The organism is uncultured Psychrobacter sp. (assembly GCF_947488565.1).
In the GTDB taxonomy this organism is placed as follows: Bacteria; Pseudomonadota; Gammaproteobacteria; order Pseudomonadales; family Moraxellaceae; genus Psychrobacter; species Psychrobacter saeujeotis.
On the sequence record NZ_CANKZC010000005.1, the window covers coordinates 75,770 to 90,243 of the forward strand.

Sequence of the window (14,474 nt, forward strand, 5' to 3'; positions counted from 1 at the left end):
CTTTCGGATTAACCTGCTAGAGGGTTAGCGAACAACAATAGCATAGCAATACCAACACCGATCATCGGAATAGCATCCAAAAGACCTGCTACGATGAACATACGAGTTTGCAATTGTGAGCCAAGCTCTGGTTGACGCGCAACCCCTTCTAAGAACTTACCACCTAAAATAGCAAAACCAATACCTGTGCCAAGTGCACCAAGACCGATAAGTAACGCTACTGCGATAACTGTGTAACCACCTAATACTGGATCCATTGATGTATCCTCATTTACCTATTGAATGTCTAATTAATGTTCAGTTGATGATGCAAGCGATAAGTAAACTATCGTCAACATCATAAATACGAACGCTTGAAGTGTAATAATCAAAATGTGGAAGATAGCCCACGGTACCGATAACGCCCATTGAATCCAAAACGGCATTAGAGCAATCAGTATGAAAATCAATTCCCCAGCATACATGTTACCGAATAAACGCAAACCTAATGAGACAGGCTTTGCAATTAAGGTAACGGCTTCTAAGATGAAATTGATGGGGATTAAAATAATTTGTAAGATAGGATTCTTGGCACTAAACGGATGTAGGGTTAACTCACCAACGAAACCGCCCACGCCCTTTTCTTTGATGCTATAAAAAAGAATTAACAAAAAGACAGAGAATGACATGCCAAGTGTGATGTTGGGATCAGTTGTTGGCACAATCTTAAAGAACACATGGTGTGGATCATGACCCATCGCGGCACCAATCTGGCCTGCTAGACTTGGGATAAAGTCGATAGGCAATAAATCCATTAGGTTCATCAAGAAGATCCATACAAAAATGGTCAATGCCAAAGGTGCAATCAACTTTGAGGTACCACTATAAGAATCGCGAACGTTGTTATCAACAAACTCAACGATTAGTTCAACTGCCGCTTGAGTTTTGCTTGGCACACCTGAAGTTACTTTTTTGGCAACCATCCAAAAGATGGCACAAAATAAAATACCCAGACCAATTGACCATAGCATAGAATCAAGGTGGATAGCATTAAAGCCCATTTGTCCCGCTTCTTCAGCAGTATAGGCAACTTTCCAACCTTCGCCTGGCAAATAGCCATACGTCCAGTTCGTTAAGTGGTGAGAGATATATTCTGATGATGTTTGCTCGGCTGCCATAATATAAGCTTCTTATTAATCAACGATTGAATCAACTACCAAAGAATACGGTTGTCATCTGATAAGCATACTAACAACAATATTTGCCTAACCCTAACTGAACTTTTAAGAAGCTTAATATCATCTTATTCGTTCATATTATCTACAAATAAATCGTGTTCGCACTCTCATGTAATCAACAACATCCAACCCATACTTCTGGTGCAGTTACTGGTTTTTGACAGACTTCAATAAAATTTAGTTATCAAAAAAGGGCTTATGAGTATTCATTACTAGCCCTTAGCATCTGCACATAAACGTACTTAAAGTTATCATATTAGTGTTTGCCGATACCTTGATTTGCAAGATATGTGCTCAATACAGCACGTTTAAGCAAAATAATTAGCTGCCTATCTTAATGCAGCGTAGTATTCGTGTAAAGGCAATTATGTGTTTTTTATCTGCTATGTAATCATCATACTAGCTTGTAACGTTTAACAATATGGTCTTGCGCCCTTAATTAAATTGTAAAACATTATTATTAAGCAATCATATTTATAGTAGTTAGTATTTTTTGCAAAATTTCAAAACACATCATTTATCAATTTTCGACTTAGTCGTAGAGAAGCTGGACGGCAGGATGACATTTTTATGCTACTAACAGCATTATATTTATAGAATAAATATGACGTTATATTGGATAAACACAAAAGCTTAGAAAATTATCATAAGCGACTGTCATTTATCATTAACGTATATGCCACAACATCCAACTGTGACTAATCTGCATTACCATAAAACCGATGAAGAGCGCAGGCGCTGACAGGGGTCGTATGGTAATAAAAATTAGTGCGAAACCAAACACAGTCAATAACCATTTGGCCATTTGACCTCGATATAGCTGGCTGACAATGTGCCCGCGCGCGCGATATCCTGTGTACCAAAAGATAAATCCAGCAAATACAGCTTGAGTAACAAAACTTAATAGCGCCCCAATGGCAGCGCTTTTCGCTACGACAAGATCACTGCTCAGCCAACTGGCATCTACAATCCAAGCGATGATAATAAGGATAAATAGTATCCAAGCTTGGCGTTTAATATAGACGCCGATTTGATCTCTTTGCGTACGTTTGGCAGGTTTGGTCATCAGCTTACCTATAGTATTAGAATAATAACCGTAGCATTTAGATGATAGTAGCGTGTAAATGGCATACTTCTCTATGAACGGTTCACTATATAGATATAACCTTTTAACCAAAATAAAACGCCACTTATTATAAGGAGCAACCAGATAATTAGCAAGTAATATATGGCAAATATCAAACCTTTAATTTGTTATTGTTAATTAATAGGTTATAGACATATTAAACAATCCTTAAATGCCAACTTGGCCCACTTACCACTTTAGATATTGTAACGTTTTTTAGATACTAAGACATACAGTTACGTATTTCTTGAGCCATATCACTCCAGCCATCCACAAAGTCTTTACTACCACTCATATCTTCAGGTTGCACAGTCGTCTTTACTGGCTGAAGCTTAGCAAGCAAGCCTTTAGCCGGAACGCTAGGACTCACCAAACACATTTGCTTGACTGGACGCTGCTCGTTAAGCCAACGTATCTGACTGGCTTTAGGTGCCAAATGATGATCCATGCTTAAGCTACCAGCAAGCTGTAATTGCAACGCCTTTTCGATATATTGGTAAGCATCATGATAAGCCCAATAAGGAGCGACTTTTTGGTCATTCAACTGTGCTGATGCTACAGCTCTATCCAGTCGCTGGGCAAACTTCTTTGCATTGGCTTGATACAAATTCTTGTGCTGAGGATTTGCATGACTGTGAATCACTGCCAGTGCTCGTGTGATGGCTTTGGCGTTTTCAGGATCGAGCCAAATATGTGGATCTAAAGTGTTTGCGATAGGTTGGCCTTTAACATCACGTAATGGATGACGGTTAAAAGCATCAAAACTAAATAAGGAAATGGCATTCGGTGCAGTGTTTAAGCTTGATGCAAGATTGTTCTCCAACGGCTCACCAAACCATACAACAAACTTACTGTCTTGAATTGCTTTGATATCACTAGGGCTAATACTGCCATGGTGGCCGACCTCCCCTGCTTGCAATAATCGATTGGCTGACGGTGCGCCCTCAGTGACCGCTTCACTTAATAAAAATAAAGGGTAGTTACTGACGCTAACGGTCGCTGCTTGCACCGTCATCATGAACGAACTTAAAAGCATCAATATGACTGTCAATACGTATTTGGGTTGACACAAAAACTGTCCTAACCTATAAAAAAAGAAAGGACGTACTCTACTTTGAAAGTACTGACTTTCATTATTTGGTTTGCTAAGGTTTTGGGGATTAGCATTCATCGGATAACTGCCCTATAAGTATGGTCTAAAAAAGTTTGGGTCTGAAAAAACAATTCAATCATCAGCAATACTGATTTTTTAATTTTTATTATGTTATACTATAACATTAAAAATGGCTAACATAATTTATTGTTATTAGTTTTTGACCGTTTTGGCTGTATTATCGTTTTTTGGAGTCTACACAATGTCTTCCACTTCATCTGTTTGCGAACACTTGCATGATGTTCAACACTTTTCGTCACGTGATGTGACTGAACGTTTAGAGACTGCTAAAGCTCAATGCCGATTGCGCAGTGTACGCTTTACTCCGCTGCGTCAGCAGATATATGCTTTGATATTGCAAGCCAATAAGCCAATAGGTGCGTATGACTTAATCACAGAGCTGCAACAAATGCGTACGACGGCGAGTGCTAACAATGAAAAAGAACAGGTCCGAAAAAATGTAGCACCGCCAACTGTTTATCGTAGCTTAGAGTTTTTGTTGGGTGAGGGATTGATTCATCAATTAACTTCGATCAATGCATACGTCCCTTGTTGCCATCCACGTGACGAGCATACTGCTGCGTTTTTAATCTGTGAAGCGTGCCAGCGTGTACAAGAGTGTAGTAGCCTGCCAGTACAAGAGATGATGAGTTTTGCAGAGCAAGATGCTGGTTTTATGGTTTCTCGTAGTGTCATTGAGATTAGCGGTCGCTGTCAAAGTTGCCAATAGAACATCTCTGTTCTGTTTAGACTTTCTTCTTACTTTTATTTAATTTTCGGCTGTTATTTTATGAGCCTTTTAGCGCAATCGTCTAATAAGCAACTCACCTCTAATGGGTTACCGTTACTGAGCTTAAATGGTATTAATTACCATATTGGCCCACAGTGCTTGGTTAAGAACATCAATATCGATATTGCTATTAATGAAACTGTCAGTCTAATCGGTCCAAACGGTGCTGGTAAGTCAACCTTGGTCAAGCTTATCTTAGGTCTCATCACACCTACAGCCGGTAAGATTGTCGCTCATCAACCACTACAACTTGGTTATGTGCCGCAGCGTTTTACAGTGCCACCTATTTTGCCATTGCGTGTAAAAGACCTATTGGCGCAGGCAGATAAACGTCGTTTGACATCAGAACAACGCCAGTTTATTTTTGATAATTTATCCTTAAATCATCTGTTATCGCGGCAGATGCTGCATCTTTCTGGCGGTGAAACTCAGCGCGTACTACTGGCACGAGCCTTACTAGATAAGCCAAATTTACTCATTCTAGATGAGCCAATGCAAGGGTTAGATCCCGATACTGAGGTTTGGCTTTACCAGTTTATCGATGAGCTGCCAGATTTTTTGCGTTGCGCTATGCTAGTGGTGTCACATGACTTACACTGGGTTATGAAAGGCAGCCGACGCGTTATTTGCTTAAATAAGCATATTTGCTGCGAAGGTCAACCCAGTGAGCTTGCCATTACTGCTGAATTTCAAAAATTATTTGGTCATCATTATGAGCAGCCTTATGTACATCAGCCGCACGCTTGCGAGCATCATGCGCCAAGCGAGCTTTAATAACCAAAATCAGAACATACTCTATATCGATTAATAGCCCCTAACAAACTACTAAAAACTCTATTAACATCTAAACGGATATATCTTTTATGACTGCTTGGTTAGCTATCATTGCCCCTGCTTGGATTGCCGGCAGTATTTTAGGCCTATTATCAGCACCACTCGGCTGTTTGGTATTGTGGCGACGAATGGCTTTTTTCGCTGATGCTTTGGCTCATGGAACACTACTAGGGGTCGCGATTGCAGTTTGGTGGCAATTGCCAACGGGTATCGGTATTGCGATAGTCAGCGTGCTAGTAGTGTTAGGTCTGATATTAATGGAAGATGAACGCTTACCGACCGATGCGGTGCTGGCAGTAGTAGCAGTGTCTTTATTGTGCTTAGGGCTATTAACCTTAACTCAGCTTACTGATCAGCAAGCAAATGTTTTAGGGTTTTTGTTTGGCAATTTACTTGAGCTTGATTGGGCTGATTTGCCATTAATCGCTGGTAGTGTGTTAGTAGGATTGGTATTTTTGGCCTATATATGGCCTGCTCAAATAAAACTTGCCACTCATGAAGCTCTTGCTCGCATTCAAGGGGTCGATCCGACAAAACAGCGCCTGTTTTTTATGGGTGTATTGGCGGGTTTTTGTGCCATTGCACTACAAGCAGTAGGCAGTTTATTGATCAGTGGTCTGCTAGTGCTGCCCGCTTTAACGGCACGTTTATGGTCAACAGCTCCCAAACAGATGGTCGTCTTTGCACTAATCATAGCGCAAGTCGGCGTGACGCTAGGTGTTTGGAGCAGTATTTGGCTTGATATACAGACGGGACTTGCTATAGTTTTAGTATTGGCGGTCTTGTTTTTTATGGCTCTATTAACCACCAAGATAGCGACTAAAATACGTACTTAGTTTCACTAAATGGTGTTAATTTATAAAGTGGTTTTAAGCAATGGAATTCTTTGACATTATTCTTTAATAACTTATGAACCTTGTCTGGCATTTAAAGCTAGAGATTACATAACTTTTGTGCTATAAGTTTGCATTATTATTCTTTATAGTGGTTTTCTTAGGCTTTAATTGTCTTGACGTAAAGGGATCGACCTTATGCCAAGTTATCCTGCTCGTAAAATCAGCAGCTCAGATGGTCAGGTAAATGTGCTACAGATTACGGATATGCATTTATCTACTGTACAAGCAGTACAAGAGACAACCGACCGACATCCAACGTCTGAATGCTGCTGTACCTACAGTTTTGAAGCAGTATTAGCTCAAGCGTTGAGCGAAGATATTCGCTGTGATTTGATTTTAGTCACAGGTGATTTGGTTAATGTGGTCAAGCCTGCTATTTACGATTATATTTTTAGGTTATTGCACGATACTGGTATTCCTTTTGCTTGTATCGCTGGCAATCATGATGTAACAGATGAGCTCGATGGCAAACAGCCCTACTCTCAGCGCCAACTTATCCCTCAGCCTGCAGACGAGCGTCTACTCAGTCGCCATGTGATTCATACAGACTACTGGCAACTTTTGCTACTAAATTCTGCCATTCCTGGCAAGGTTGCAGGTGTGGTGACCGATACAGATATTGACTGGTTATGCGCGCAATTGAGTGCTTGTGATAAACCTGCCCTTATCGCATTGCATCATCATGTGATGCTTATGCACTCAGAGTGGATAGATGCTCACATTGCAGACAATGTATCTACTTGTTGGCAACGTATGGCGGCATTTCCACATTTACGCGTGATTATTAGTGGTCATACGCATCAGGACCAAGTTCGCTATCAAAACGGGGTGACCGTATATACCACTCCATCAACCTGCTATCAGTTTAAGCCTTACGAAGATGACTTCTCTTATGATACAAGTGCATTACCTGGTTACCGTTGGTTGCAATTAGCCAACACTGGGCAGGTTGCAAGCTGGGTCAAAAGATTGGATACTTAGCGGCCAGTTTTAACCGTTCAGTGCGTATCGTTGTTTATAAAACTTTGTCATCTACTGATTGTTGTTATTTGTAGCGCTTAGGTTTTTAGTATAGTGTGTGAGACATTTTATTAAATAGTACTAGGCAATAGTCATAGAATAGACGATACTGCAAATATTGATATAAGCTACATAGACTTTGATTAGACGAATATTAAAATAAGATGGAATAGGAGCGCCTAGCGTTAACTGTTAGGCAAATGATAATGGCTAGGATAGCTGAGACGATGATTAGCCAAGTAGCCGCAACCTGCTATGTACTCATGAACAGTATTATTTATACCTAGATGATAATGTTCATTATTATTGTTATATCGATATGAGCGTACCTTTAGAGCAGCTGTGTTACTTGCGTTACCCTGTAATAAAACGTTCTATAAAAGATAAGTAATAATCTTTATTGATTCTTATTCAAGTTTTATCCCTTAAAGCGTCGTTTCATTGAATTAATTTGAAAAAGTAGGATACCCATATGAGCACCCTGACTAATAATCCGAGTGATGTCAAATTCACCCCTTACGAGCCTGCCAAAGACGAAGAGTATATGTCTGATGCGCAGTTAGAGCATTTTAAAGCTATTTTATTGGACTGGAAAAATCAACTGATTGGTGAAGCTGACCGTACAAAGACCTATATTCAAGATGAGTCTAGTGCCATGCCAGATATCAATGATCGGGCCACTCAAGAAGAAGAGTTTGCACTAGCATTACGCACGCGTGACCGCGAACGCAAATTGATTCGCAAAATTGACAAATCTATGTCAGAGATCGAAAACGATGACTATGGGTTTTGTGAAACTTGCGGAGTAGAGATTGGTCTGCGTCGTTTAGAAGCTCGACCAACAGCAACGCAATGTATTGACTGCAAAACGTTGTCTGAGATGAAAGAGCGTCAAAACCAAGGCCATACGTAATACGCTGTCCTTACTTTGTCAGACTGATGTCGTTGATTAGTTTACTCACTTAATTAATCTAAAATCGGTCGACCTAATAGTATTCAATGCAATAAGCGACCACACAGTTGGTCGCTTATTGTATTTTGCACCCCATCTTAAAGCTCAAAACTAGGTAACAAAACCTCTTAACTTAATAAATATCTTTTCCCCTGTATCTCTTTTACGCTATTCTTATTCTTTTATTATTATAGCGGCTTATTTTGACACCCATTCATACTACTAATACCCAGGCAATGACACTATTTAAACCAACGTCTAAACCGACGTCGCTGTCAGCGTGTCCTATCGGGCGTTTTGCCCCCTCACCTACCGGCGAGCTGCATCTTGGTTCTTTGACTACCGCGCTGGCAAGTTACTGTCATATCAAATCACTGGGTGGCAACTGGCTCCTGCGTATTGAAGATACTGATACTGAGCGCTGTGATCGGCAATTTAGTGAGCAAATATTGATAGATTTAGAGACGTTAAGTTTGCATTGGGATGGGGATGTCGTTTATCAGTCTGAGCGCATTGATATTTATAATGAATATCTATCTTCCATACTGGCCCCGCTAACTTATGGTTGCCTATGCTCACGCAAAAGCCTTGAGCGTTATTGGGAGCGAAAAGCCATAATAGAAAGCCACAACTTGCAAAACGCCACTCAAAAACTTCTTAATAGACAGCGCTACCCACGCTGCTGTATAGAGGCAAATCTTGCTAAAGACCGATATAAACTACGCCTGCAGCTACCAGATTATCTCATAGGTTTTCAAGATGGTATTCAAGGATTACAATGGGATAATCCGCAGCAAACCTTGGGCGATATGGTCGTTCGTCGCCAAGATGGCATGATCAATTATATTCTGGCAGCAAGCCTTGATGATGGGCTACAAGGAGTCACTCATATCATGCGCGGTTTAGATATCCTACCTATGACGACAGCACAAATTAGCATCATGCAAGCTGCACGCTTGCCAGCTATAGATCAGTGGTATCATTTGCCACTAATATGCAACCCTGATGGACAAAAGCTCTCCAAACAAAACCTTGCCCAACCTATAGATACTCGTAAGCCCAGTCAACTGATTGCGATGGCTTTGCAGCTCTTACAGCAGCCTGCTGTCGACATGGATACTCCAGCACGCATGCTTAAGCAAGCTATTACTCAATGGGATAATACGCCCTTACAAGGTAAAGATACGCTAAATACTCCCACTCATTAACCAATCGCTTAAAAATAAAAAGCGCCATCCAACGGCGACGCTTTTATTATCTTTATGTCAATAATTACTATAGATTGTTGACGGTTATTCGGTAATGCCTACTATTCTATTTTGCTATATTGATGCTCTTCTTAAAAATAACGACATTGGCTTTTCTCTATCTCAGGGCTCTCTTTGTAGATTTTGAGGAGCAACGCGACCATCACCAAACTAATCAACATCGATGACCCACCATAACTAAAGAACGGCATCGTCAACCCTTTGGTCGGCATCGCTCCCATGTTCATAGCAGCATTAATAATCGTTTGTGCAATAAAAATAATGCCAATACCAAAAGCGGTATAGCTCATACGCATCTGCCGGCGTTTTAGGGCATTATAACTGATACGCATCGCACTACCGATGATAAGTGCTTCTAATATCAGAATCATAGTCACGCCAACAAAGCCAAGCTCTTCACCAGTGATGGCCAACAAAAAATCTGTATGCGCCTCAGGTAAATGTGATAGTTTTTGGACGCTTTCACCATAACCCACACCGGTAAACTGTCCGCGACCAAAGGCGATTAAGCTGCGTGCTAACTGATAGTCTGTATCTTGAATATCATCAAAGGGATCTAAAAACGATAACACCCTTGTCAGGCGATACTGAACCATAGTGACTGCCAGTACGCCAAGCACACCTACGACAGCCCCTAGCGCGACAAACTGCTTGTAGGGAGCCCCAGCAATATAAAATATAGCAAATACTGTACCGACGATGACCACCAATGAGCCAAAATCAGGCTGCAATAACAGTAAAAAAGTCAGCAGGCCGATCACCAAAGAGATGCGTAAAAATCCATCCCAACCATTACGGACTTCAAATGAGCGCCGCACCACAAAGTCCGCAACGAAGACGATGACCACAAGTTTTGCTAACTCTGCGACCTGAAAGTTAATCACACCCAAATTTAGCCAGCGTTTTGAGCCATTAATAGGCGTACCAAATAGTGTCGCTATCAAGAGCGCACCAGTCACACCCAGCAATATAAACTGTGTTTCAGTCTGGTAGAGCGTTTTTAGTGGTACAAAGTAATACGGTATCGCTGCAGCGATTAACCCGATGCCCATGTATAACAGCTGATGTTCAAAAAAATACAGCTCACTCATGCCGCGACTTAATGCAAAAGGAATAGAGGCTGAAGCCACCATCAGTAAACTAAGTACCATCATACAACCAACGCTAGATAACAAGATCGCGCGTGCTGAAGGTAAAGAGAGAACACCATCTGCGCCAGAAGCTGGCTGAGACTTTTGAGAAGAACGAGAAAAAAAAGAGAGGGCCATAATATTCAAGTATATTAATAAACAAAAAACACGACATCTATTCGACGCCACCGTTTAAACCAAACCAAATAAAAAACAGGCTCAATAGCCATCACAACCAGTAAACGCACCATTACTTTTAGTAGACGTTAGCTGGTGACCACCAAAAGAAAATGCTCAGTAAACTTGGGCTGGCTAACTGTGCTTGACAGTAGCAGTAATTTATAAGCAAAACAATCATTTATCGTCTCAATAGACGAATTAACCAAGCGTATTATCAGCTTTAGTGTCCGTAACCAATTGCGTTACTAACTCACTAAAGTAATCGCCACGAGCGGCGTACCCACTAAACTGATCAAAGCTTGCACATGCAGGTGATAATAACACTGCTTGTACTTGCGACAAACTGCTACTAGTCACGTGCTGAATAGCAATAAAAGCATTTTTTAGTGTCTGACATTGCTTAAGTAACACATCACTACTTAGCTTGGCTGCACGTAAATGCTGCTCAATTTGCTGGCTGTCTTCCCCAATCAATAAAACCTGACTGACATATTGATTAATAAAGGGTGCCAATTCACCAAACTGTTGACCTTTGCCTTGACCCCCTAAGATCAAAAGTAGCTTACCGTCTTTAGCCGCATACACTGCACCCAAACCTTTGATAGCAGCGATGGTCGAGCCAATATTGGTACCCTTAGAGTCGTTAAAGTAGTCAATCCCTCTAACCGTTTCGATATACTGACAACGATGATCAAGCCCTGCAAAGCGTTGTAGGGTGGTAAGCATACTATCGATAGGCAGACCGGTAAGCTCGCCTAGCGCGAGAGCTGCTTGAGCATTGAGTAAATTGTGGCGACCTTTAATAATCAGCTTGTCTGCTGATAACAACCGCTCTGTGCCACGGGCCAGATAAATCTGTCCATTGACGTCAGTTATCAAACCATACTGATCTCTATCTGGCGCATGAATACCAATGCTTAAACGTGGCAAATCATCAGCAACCAGCGGCCGAGTAAGCGCATCTTCACGGTTGATTACTACCGACTTGGCACCTTGAAAAATACGGTGCTTGGCCTGATGATAACCCAACATGTCACCATGACGATCTAAATGATCAGGAGACATATTGAGCACTGTGGCTACTTGAGCACCCAGATTGGTTACTGTTTCTAATTGAAAGCTAGACAACTCAAGAACAGCCAAAGCCATGTCATTATTGGCCAAAAGGTCTAACGCTGGCACACCAATATTACCCCCCACACCGACATTGATACCAGCATCTGCAGCCATCTCTCCAACCAGTGTCGTCACGGTGCTTTTGGCATTAGAACCAGTAATCGCAATGATAGGAACCTCACAAGCCTCACAAAACAACTGAATATCGCTGACTACCGGAATATTGGCTTGCCGCGCTGCTGCCACTGCTTGAGTTTCAAGAGAGATACCAGGACTAATAATAATACGTGCGGCTTGTTGCAATAGCTCTGCATCAATAGCGCCAAACTGACGAATTTTGATTGCAGCGGGAAGCTTCTCTGCTAATGCGGGTGCTGATTGGCCATCTGTGATTGCTACTTGATAGCCTTGTTCAGTCAGATAACGTGCTGCCGATAGCCCTGATTGACCCAATCCGACCACCACTTGTAGGCCACTGCCTTTGTGGATTAACGTTTCTGTTGCAGCAAGGGGCATCATATATCTTCCTTTTTTGAGGCTAGGGTTTGGCTATCAAATATGGGTGTTGACGATACAATATTGGTTAGATAGGCGATATGATATTTTTTAATCATAATAATGGTAAGCATGATAACGGTATCGTGCATGTTTCGGTACTGCTTTTTCATCACTTTGTGCTATTATGCGCATGTTTTTATATTAAGTTACTAGGGTCTTAACTGATAATTTAGTTTTGTACGCCGATTGAGCGTGTGATGACCTATATTATGGTATTTATCATATGGTTATTAACCCTTAGTAGCGAATCATGCTGTCATTAGGTTACGGCAGATGCTTGTTTATAGCTATTTATTTGTTCATAGCTACTCTGTCTATCTTACCTGACAATCTATCTGCTGTGATACATCATCATAGCCATTTGTGTACTATCTTAGGTTTTTATCTTATTTTGCTATTGGCAATACTGCAAATAACTCAGTAGCCAGATGTTGTGGGATATTTATAATCTTTAAGATAGCGAAAGTGCAAGACCGTTTGACAGTTTTAGTCTGTTGAGCGACGCGGTAGCTTTCTTAGCAGCCGACATTATCCGTAGACAGTTGTTATTGACAGATAATATGGCTACTAGCGAATGATTACTTTTTTTGCCTCCAAATCTATGCAGTTTACTTATGACATCTTTTTTTGATAGCTTACGTGATGAGTGGTTTTCTAATGTGCGCGGCGATGTGCTGTCAGGTATCGTCGTTGCATTGGCTCTGATTCCTGAAGCCATTGCTTTTTCTATTATCGCAGGCGTCGATCCAAAGGTTGGTTTGTACGCCTCATTTTGTATTGCAGTGGTCATCAGCTTCGTCGGTGGTCGTCCAGGCATGATCTCAGCTGCCACAGGTGCGATGGCGCTCGTTATGGTCGACCTAGTCGCTGAGCATGGGTTACAGTACTTGCTTGCCGCAACACTGCTGTGCGGCGGTATCCAAATTATCATGGGTATCTTAAAGCTTGGTAATCTGATGCGCTTTGTCTCTCGCTCAGTGGTGATCGGCTTTGTCAATGCGCTGGCGATTTTGATATTTGCCGCTCAGCTACCAGAGCTCAATCCTGCGACTGAACGCGTTGGCTTGACCGTCTATATGATGACAGCAGCCGGCCTAGCCATTATCTATCTGTTTCCGCTTATTCCCAAGATTGGCCGTATTGTGCCATCGCCGCTTGTGTGTATCGTTGGACTGACAGCTGTCGCATTGTATATGAATTTAGACATTCGTAATGTGGGCAGTATGGGCGATCTGCCCGATTCGCTACCAGTGTTTTTGTTGCCCGATATTCCACTTAATCTAAATACGTTACTGATTATTGCTCCTTACTCTATTGCGTTAGCCATTGTTGGTTTGCTTGAATCAATGATGACCGCTACGATTGTAGATGAGCTGACTGATACGCCAAGTAATAAAAACCGTGAATGCCGTGGTCAAGGTATTGCCAACGTCGTTTCAGGTTTTTTTGGTGGTATGGCAGGGTGCGCGATGATTGGCCAATCCATGATTAATGTAAAATCTGGTGGCCGTACGCGTTTATCAACGTTAATGGCGGGTGTAGTCTTATTGATTATGGTGGTCTTTTTAAGTGATTGGGTCAGTCAAATTCCAATGGCGGCTCTCGTTGCTGTTATGATTATGGTATCCATCGGTACATTTAATTGGCAGTCTATTCGAGAATTCAAAACCCATCCTATGTCGTTTAACATTGTCATGCTAGCGACCGTCTTGACCACTGTCTTTACTCACAACTTGGCGTATGGGGTTGGGGTTGGCGTCCTACTATCAGCCTTAGCTTTTGCTAACAAAATTGGTCAGTTCTTAACCATATTTAGTGAGTATGACGACAGTAGCAATACCCGTTATTATTACGTCCAAGGACAGGTTTTCTTTGCCTCGACAACGCAATTTTTGCAAAGCTTCGATACTAAAGAGGCTGTAGATAATATTGAGATCGATGTCAGTCACGCGCATTTTTGGGATATCAGTGCGGTCGATACTTTAGATAAGTTGGTCATGCGCTTGCAACGCGAGGGTATTGATGTCAAAGTAGTTGGTTTAAATAACGCCAGTCGCACGTTGATCGATCGTTTCTCTATTCATGATCGCCGCGATATCGGCCTATTGGATTAGCAAATAGGCTCAAACGTTTAGTTTTGCCCTCAGAGTTTGCTTGACAGTGGCTATCAATCATAGCTGCTGTACTCCCTCTGTTTGGCTTAACTGTACTTTTCTTTGAGATGATGTGGTTGC

Annotated in this window: 13 protein-coding genes; 7 read left to right on the top strand and 6 right to left on the bottom strand. The window is 41.6% G+C overall.

All coding sequences use genetic code 11. The features are described from left to right. Window positions 1–8: 8 nt before the first annotated feature. The 4 genes from atpE to Q0890_RS11555 all read right to left on the bottom strand — a co-directional run bounded on the left by atpE (window position 9) and on the right by Q0890_RS11555 (window position 3,361). Window positions 9–257, bottom strand: coding sequence for a F0F1 ATP synthase subunit C (gene atpE / locus Q0890_RS11540; RefSeq protein WP_010197960.1), 249 nt, complete (start codon window positions 255–257; stop codon window positions 9–11). 33 nt (window positions 258–290) lie between these two features. Further along, on the bottom strand, window positions 291–1,157 hold the full coding sequence (gene atpB, locus Q0890_RS11545; protein ID WP_299221063.1) for a F0F1 ATP synthase subunit A: 867 nt from the start codon (window positions 1,155–1,157) through the stop codon (window positions 291–293). 727 nt (window positions 1,158–1,884) lie between these two features. Next, window positions 1,885–2,283, bottom strand: a complete 399-nt coding sequence (locus tag Q0890_RS11550) for an ATP synthase subunit I (RefSeq protein WP_299221064.1) — start codon at window positions 2,281–2,283, stop codon at window positions 1,885–1,887. Between the two features lie 283 nt (window positions 2,284–2,566). After that, window positions 2,567–3,361, bottom strand: a complete 795-nt coding sequence (locus tag Q0890_RS11555; RefSeq protein ID WP_299221066.1) for a zinc ABC transporter substrate-binding protein — start codon at window positions 3,359–3,361, stop codon at window positions 2,567–2,569. 337 nt (window positions 3,362–3,698) lie between these two features. On the opposite strand from Q0890_RS11555, the gene Q0890_RS11560 reads away from it, so the two are divergent. The 6 genes from Q0890_RS11560 (at window position 3,699) to gluQRS (ending at window position 9,196) form a co-directional block, all read left to right on the top strand. After that, window positions 3,699–4,226 (top strand): transcriptional repressor, encoded by a 528-nt coding sequence (locus Q0890_RS11560; protein WP_299221068.1) that lies wholly within the window; start codon window positions 3,699–3,701, stop codon window positions 4,224–4,226. A gap of 60 nt (window positions 4,227–4,286) precedes the next feature. Further along, the gene (locus Q0890_RS11565; protein ID WP_299221070.1) at window positions 4,287–5,060 is read left to right on the top strand and encodes a metal ABC transporter ATP-binding protein; all 774 of its coding nucleotides are present in this window, start codon (window positions 4,287–4,289) and stop codon (window positions 5,058–5,060) included. A gap of 89 nt (window positions 5,061–5,149) precedes the next feature. Further along, a complete protein-coding gene (locus tag Q0890_RS11570; RefSeq protein ID WP_299221072.1) occupies window positions 5,150–5,956 on the top strand; it encodes a metal ABC transporter permease in 807 nt (268 codons plus the stop codon). Window positions 5,957–6,151: 195 nt separating this feature from the next. Then, window positions 6,152–6,997 carry a metallophosphoesterase gene (locus Q0890_RS11575; RefSeq protein ID WP_299221073.1) on the top strand — a complete coding sequence of 282 codons (846 nt, stop codon included), beginning with the start codon at window positions 6,152–6,154 and terminating at the stop codon, window positions 6,995–6,997. A 511-nt stretch (window positions 6,998–7,508) separates the two neighbouring features. After that, on the top strand, window positions 7,509–7,949 hold the full coding sequence (gene dksA / locus Q0890_RS11580) for an RNA polymerase-binding protein DksA (RefSeq protein ID WP_058369628.1): 441 nt from the start codon (window positions 7,509–7,511) through the stop codon (window positions 7,947–7,949). A gap of 275 nt (window positions 7,950–8,224) precedes the next feature. Then, entirely contained in the window at window positions 8,225–9,196 is a 972-nt protein-coding gene (gene gluQRS / locus Q0890_RS11585) for a tRNA glutamyl-Q(34) synthetase GluQRS (protein ID WP_299221075.1), read from the top strand. 131 nt (window positions 9,197–9,327) lie between these two features. On the opposite strand, the gene ftsW is transcribed toward gluQRS, so the two are convergent. Together ftsW and murD are read right to left on the bottom strand one after the other, a co-directional pair. Next, the gene (gene ftsW, locus Q0890_RS11590; RefSeq protein ID WP_299221077.1) at window positions 9,328–10,524 is read right to left on the bottom strand and encodes a putative lipid II flippase FtsW; all 1,197 of its coding nucleotides are present in this window, start codon (window positions 10,522–10,524) and stop codon (window positions 9,328–9,330) included. Between the two features lie 240 nt (window positions 10,525–10,764). Beyond that, window positions 10,765–12,201 carry a UDP-N-acetylmuramoyl-L-alanine--D-glutamate ligase gene (murD, locus tag Q0890_RS11595; protein WP_299221079.1) on the bottom strand — a complete coding sequence of 479 codons (1,437 nt, stop codon included), beginning with the start codon at window positions 12,199–12,201 and terminating at the stop codon, window positions 10,765–10,767. Between the two features lie 653 nt (window positions 12,202–12,854). On the opposite strand from murD, the gene Q0890_RS11600 reads away from it, so the two are divergent. Next, window positions 12,855–14,354, top strand: a complete 1,500-nt coding sequence (locus tag Q0890_RS11600; protein WP_299187922.1) for a SulP family inorganic anion transporter — start codon at window positions 12,855–12,857, stop codon at window positions 14,352–14,354. The last annotated feature ends 120 nt before the right edge of the window (window positions 14,355–14,474 follow it).

Excerpts from the sequence above, each read along its gene's own strand:
- Q0890_RS11555 (WP_299221066.1), bottom strand. The coding sequence starts at position 3,361 with ATGATGACGGTGCAAGCAGCGACCGTTAGCGTCAGTAACTACCCTTTA.
- Q0890_RS11600 (WP_299187922.1), top strand. The coding sequence starts at position 12,855 with ATGACATCTTTTTTTGATAGCTTACGTGATGAGTGGTTTTCTAATGTG.
- ftsW (WP_299221077.1), bottom strand. The coding sequence starts at position 10,524 with ATGGCCCTCTCTTTTTTTTCTCGTTCTTCTCAAAAGTCTCAGCCAGCT.
- murD (WP_299221079.1), bottom strand. The coding sequence starts at position 12,201 with ATGATGCCCCTTGCTGCAACAGAAACGTTAATCCACAAAGGCAGTGGC.
- Q0890_RS11550 (WP_299221064.1), bottom strand. The coding sequence starts at position 2,283 with ATGACCAAACCTGCCAAACGTACGCAAAGAGATCAAATCGGCGTCTAT.
- atpE (WP_010197960.1), bottom strand. The coding sequence starts at position 257 with ATGGATCCAGTATTAGGTGGTTACACAGTTATCGCAGTAGCGTTACTT.
- Q0890_RS11570 (WP_299221072.1), top strand. The coding sequence starts at position 5,150 with ATGACTGCTTGGTTAGCTATCATTGCCCCTGCTTGGATTGCCGGCAGT.
- atpB (WP_299221063.1), bottom strand. The coding sequence starts at position 1,157 with ATGGCAGCCGAGCAAACATCATCAGAATATATCTCTCACCACTTAACG.
- dksA (WP_058369628.1), top strand. The coding sequence starts at position 7,509 with ATGAGCACCCTGACTAATAATCCGAGTGATGTCAAATTCACCCCTTAC.
- Q0890_RS11575 (WP_299221073.1), top strand. The coding sequence starts at position 6,152 with ATGCCAAGTTATCCTGCTCGTAAAATCAGCAGCTCAGATGGTCAGGTA.
- gluQRS (WP_299221075.1), top strand. The coding sequence starts at position 8,225 with ATGACACTATTTAAACCAACGTCTAAACCGACGTCGCTGTCAGCGTGT.
- Q0890_RS11565 (WP_299221070.1), top strand. The coding sequence starts at position 4,287 with ATGAGCCTTTTAGCGCAATCGTCTAATAAGCAACTCACCTCTAATGGG.
- Q0890_RS11560 (WP_299221068.1), top strand. The coding sequence starts at position 3,699 with ATGTCTTCCACTTCATCTGTTTGCGAACACTTGCATGATGTTCAACAC.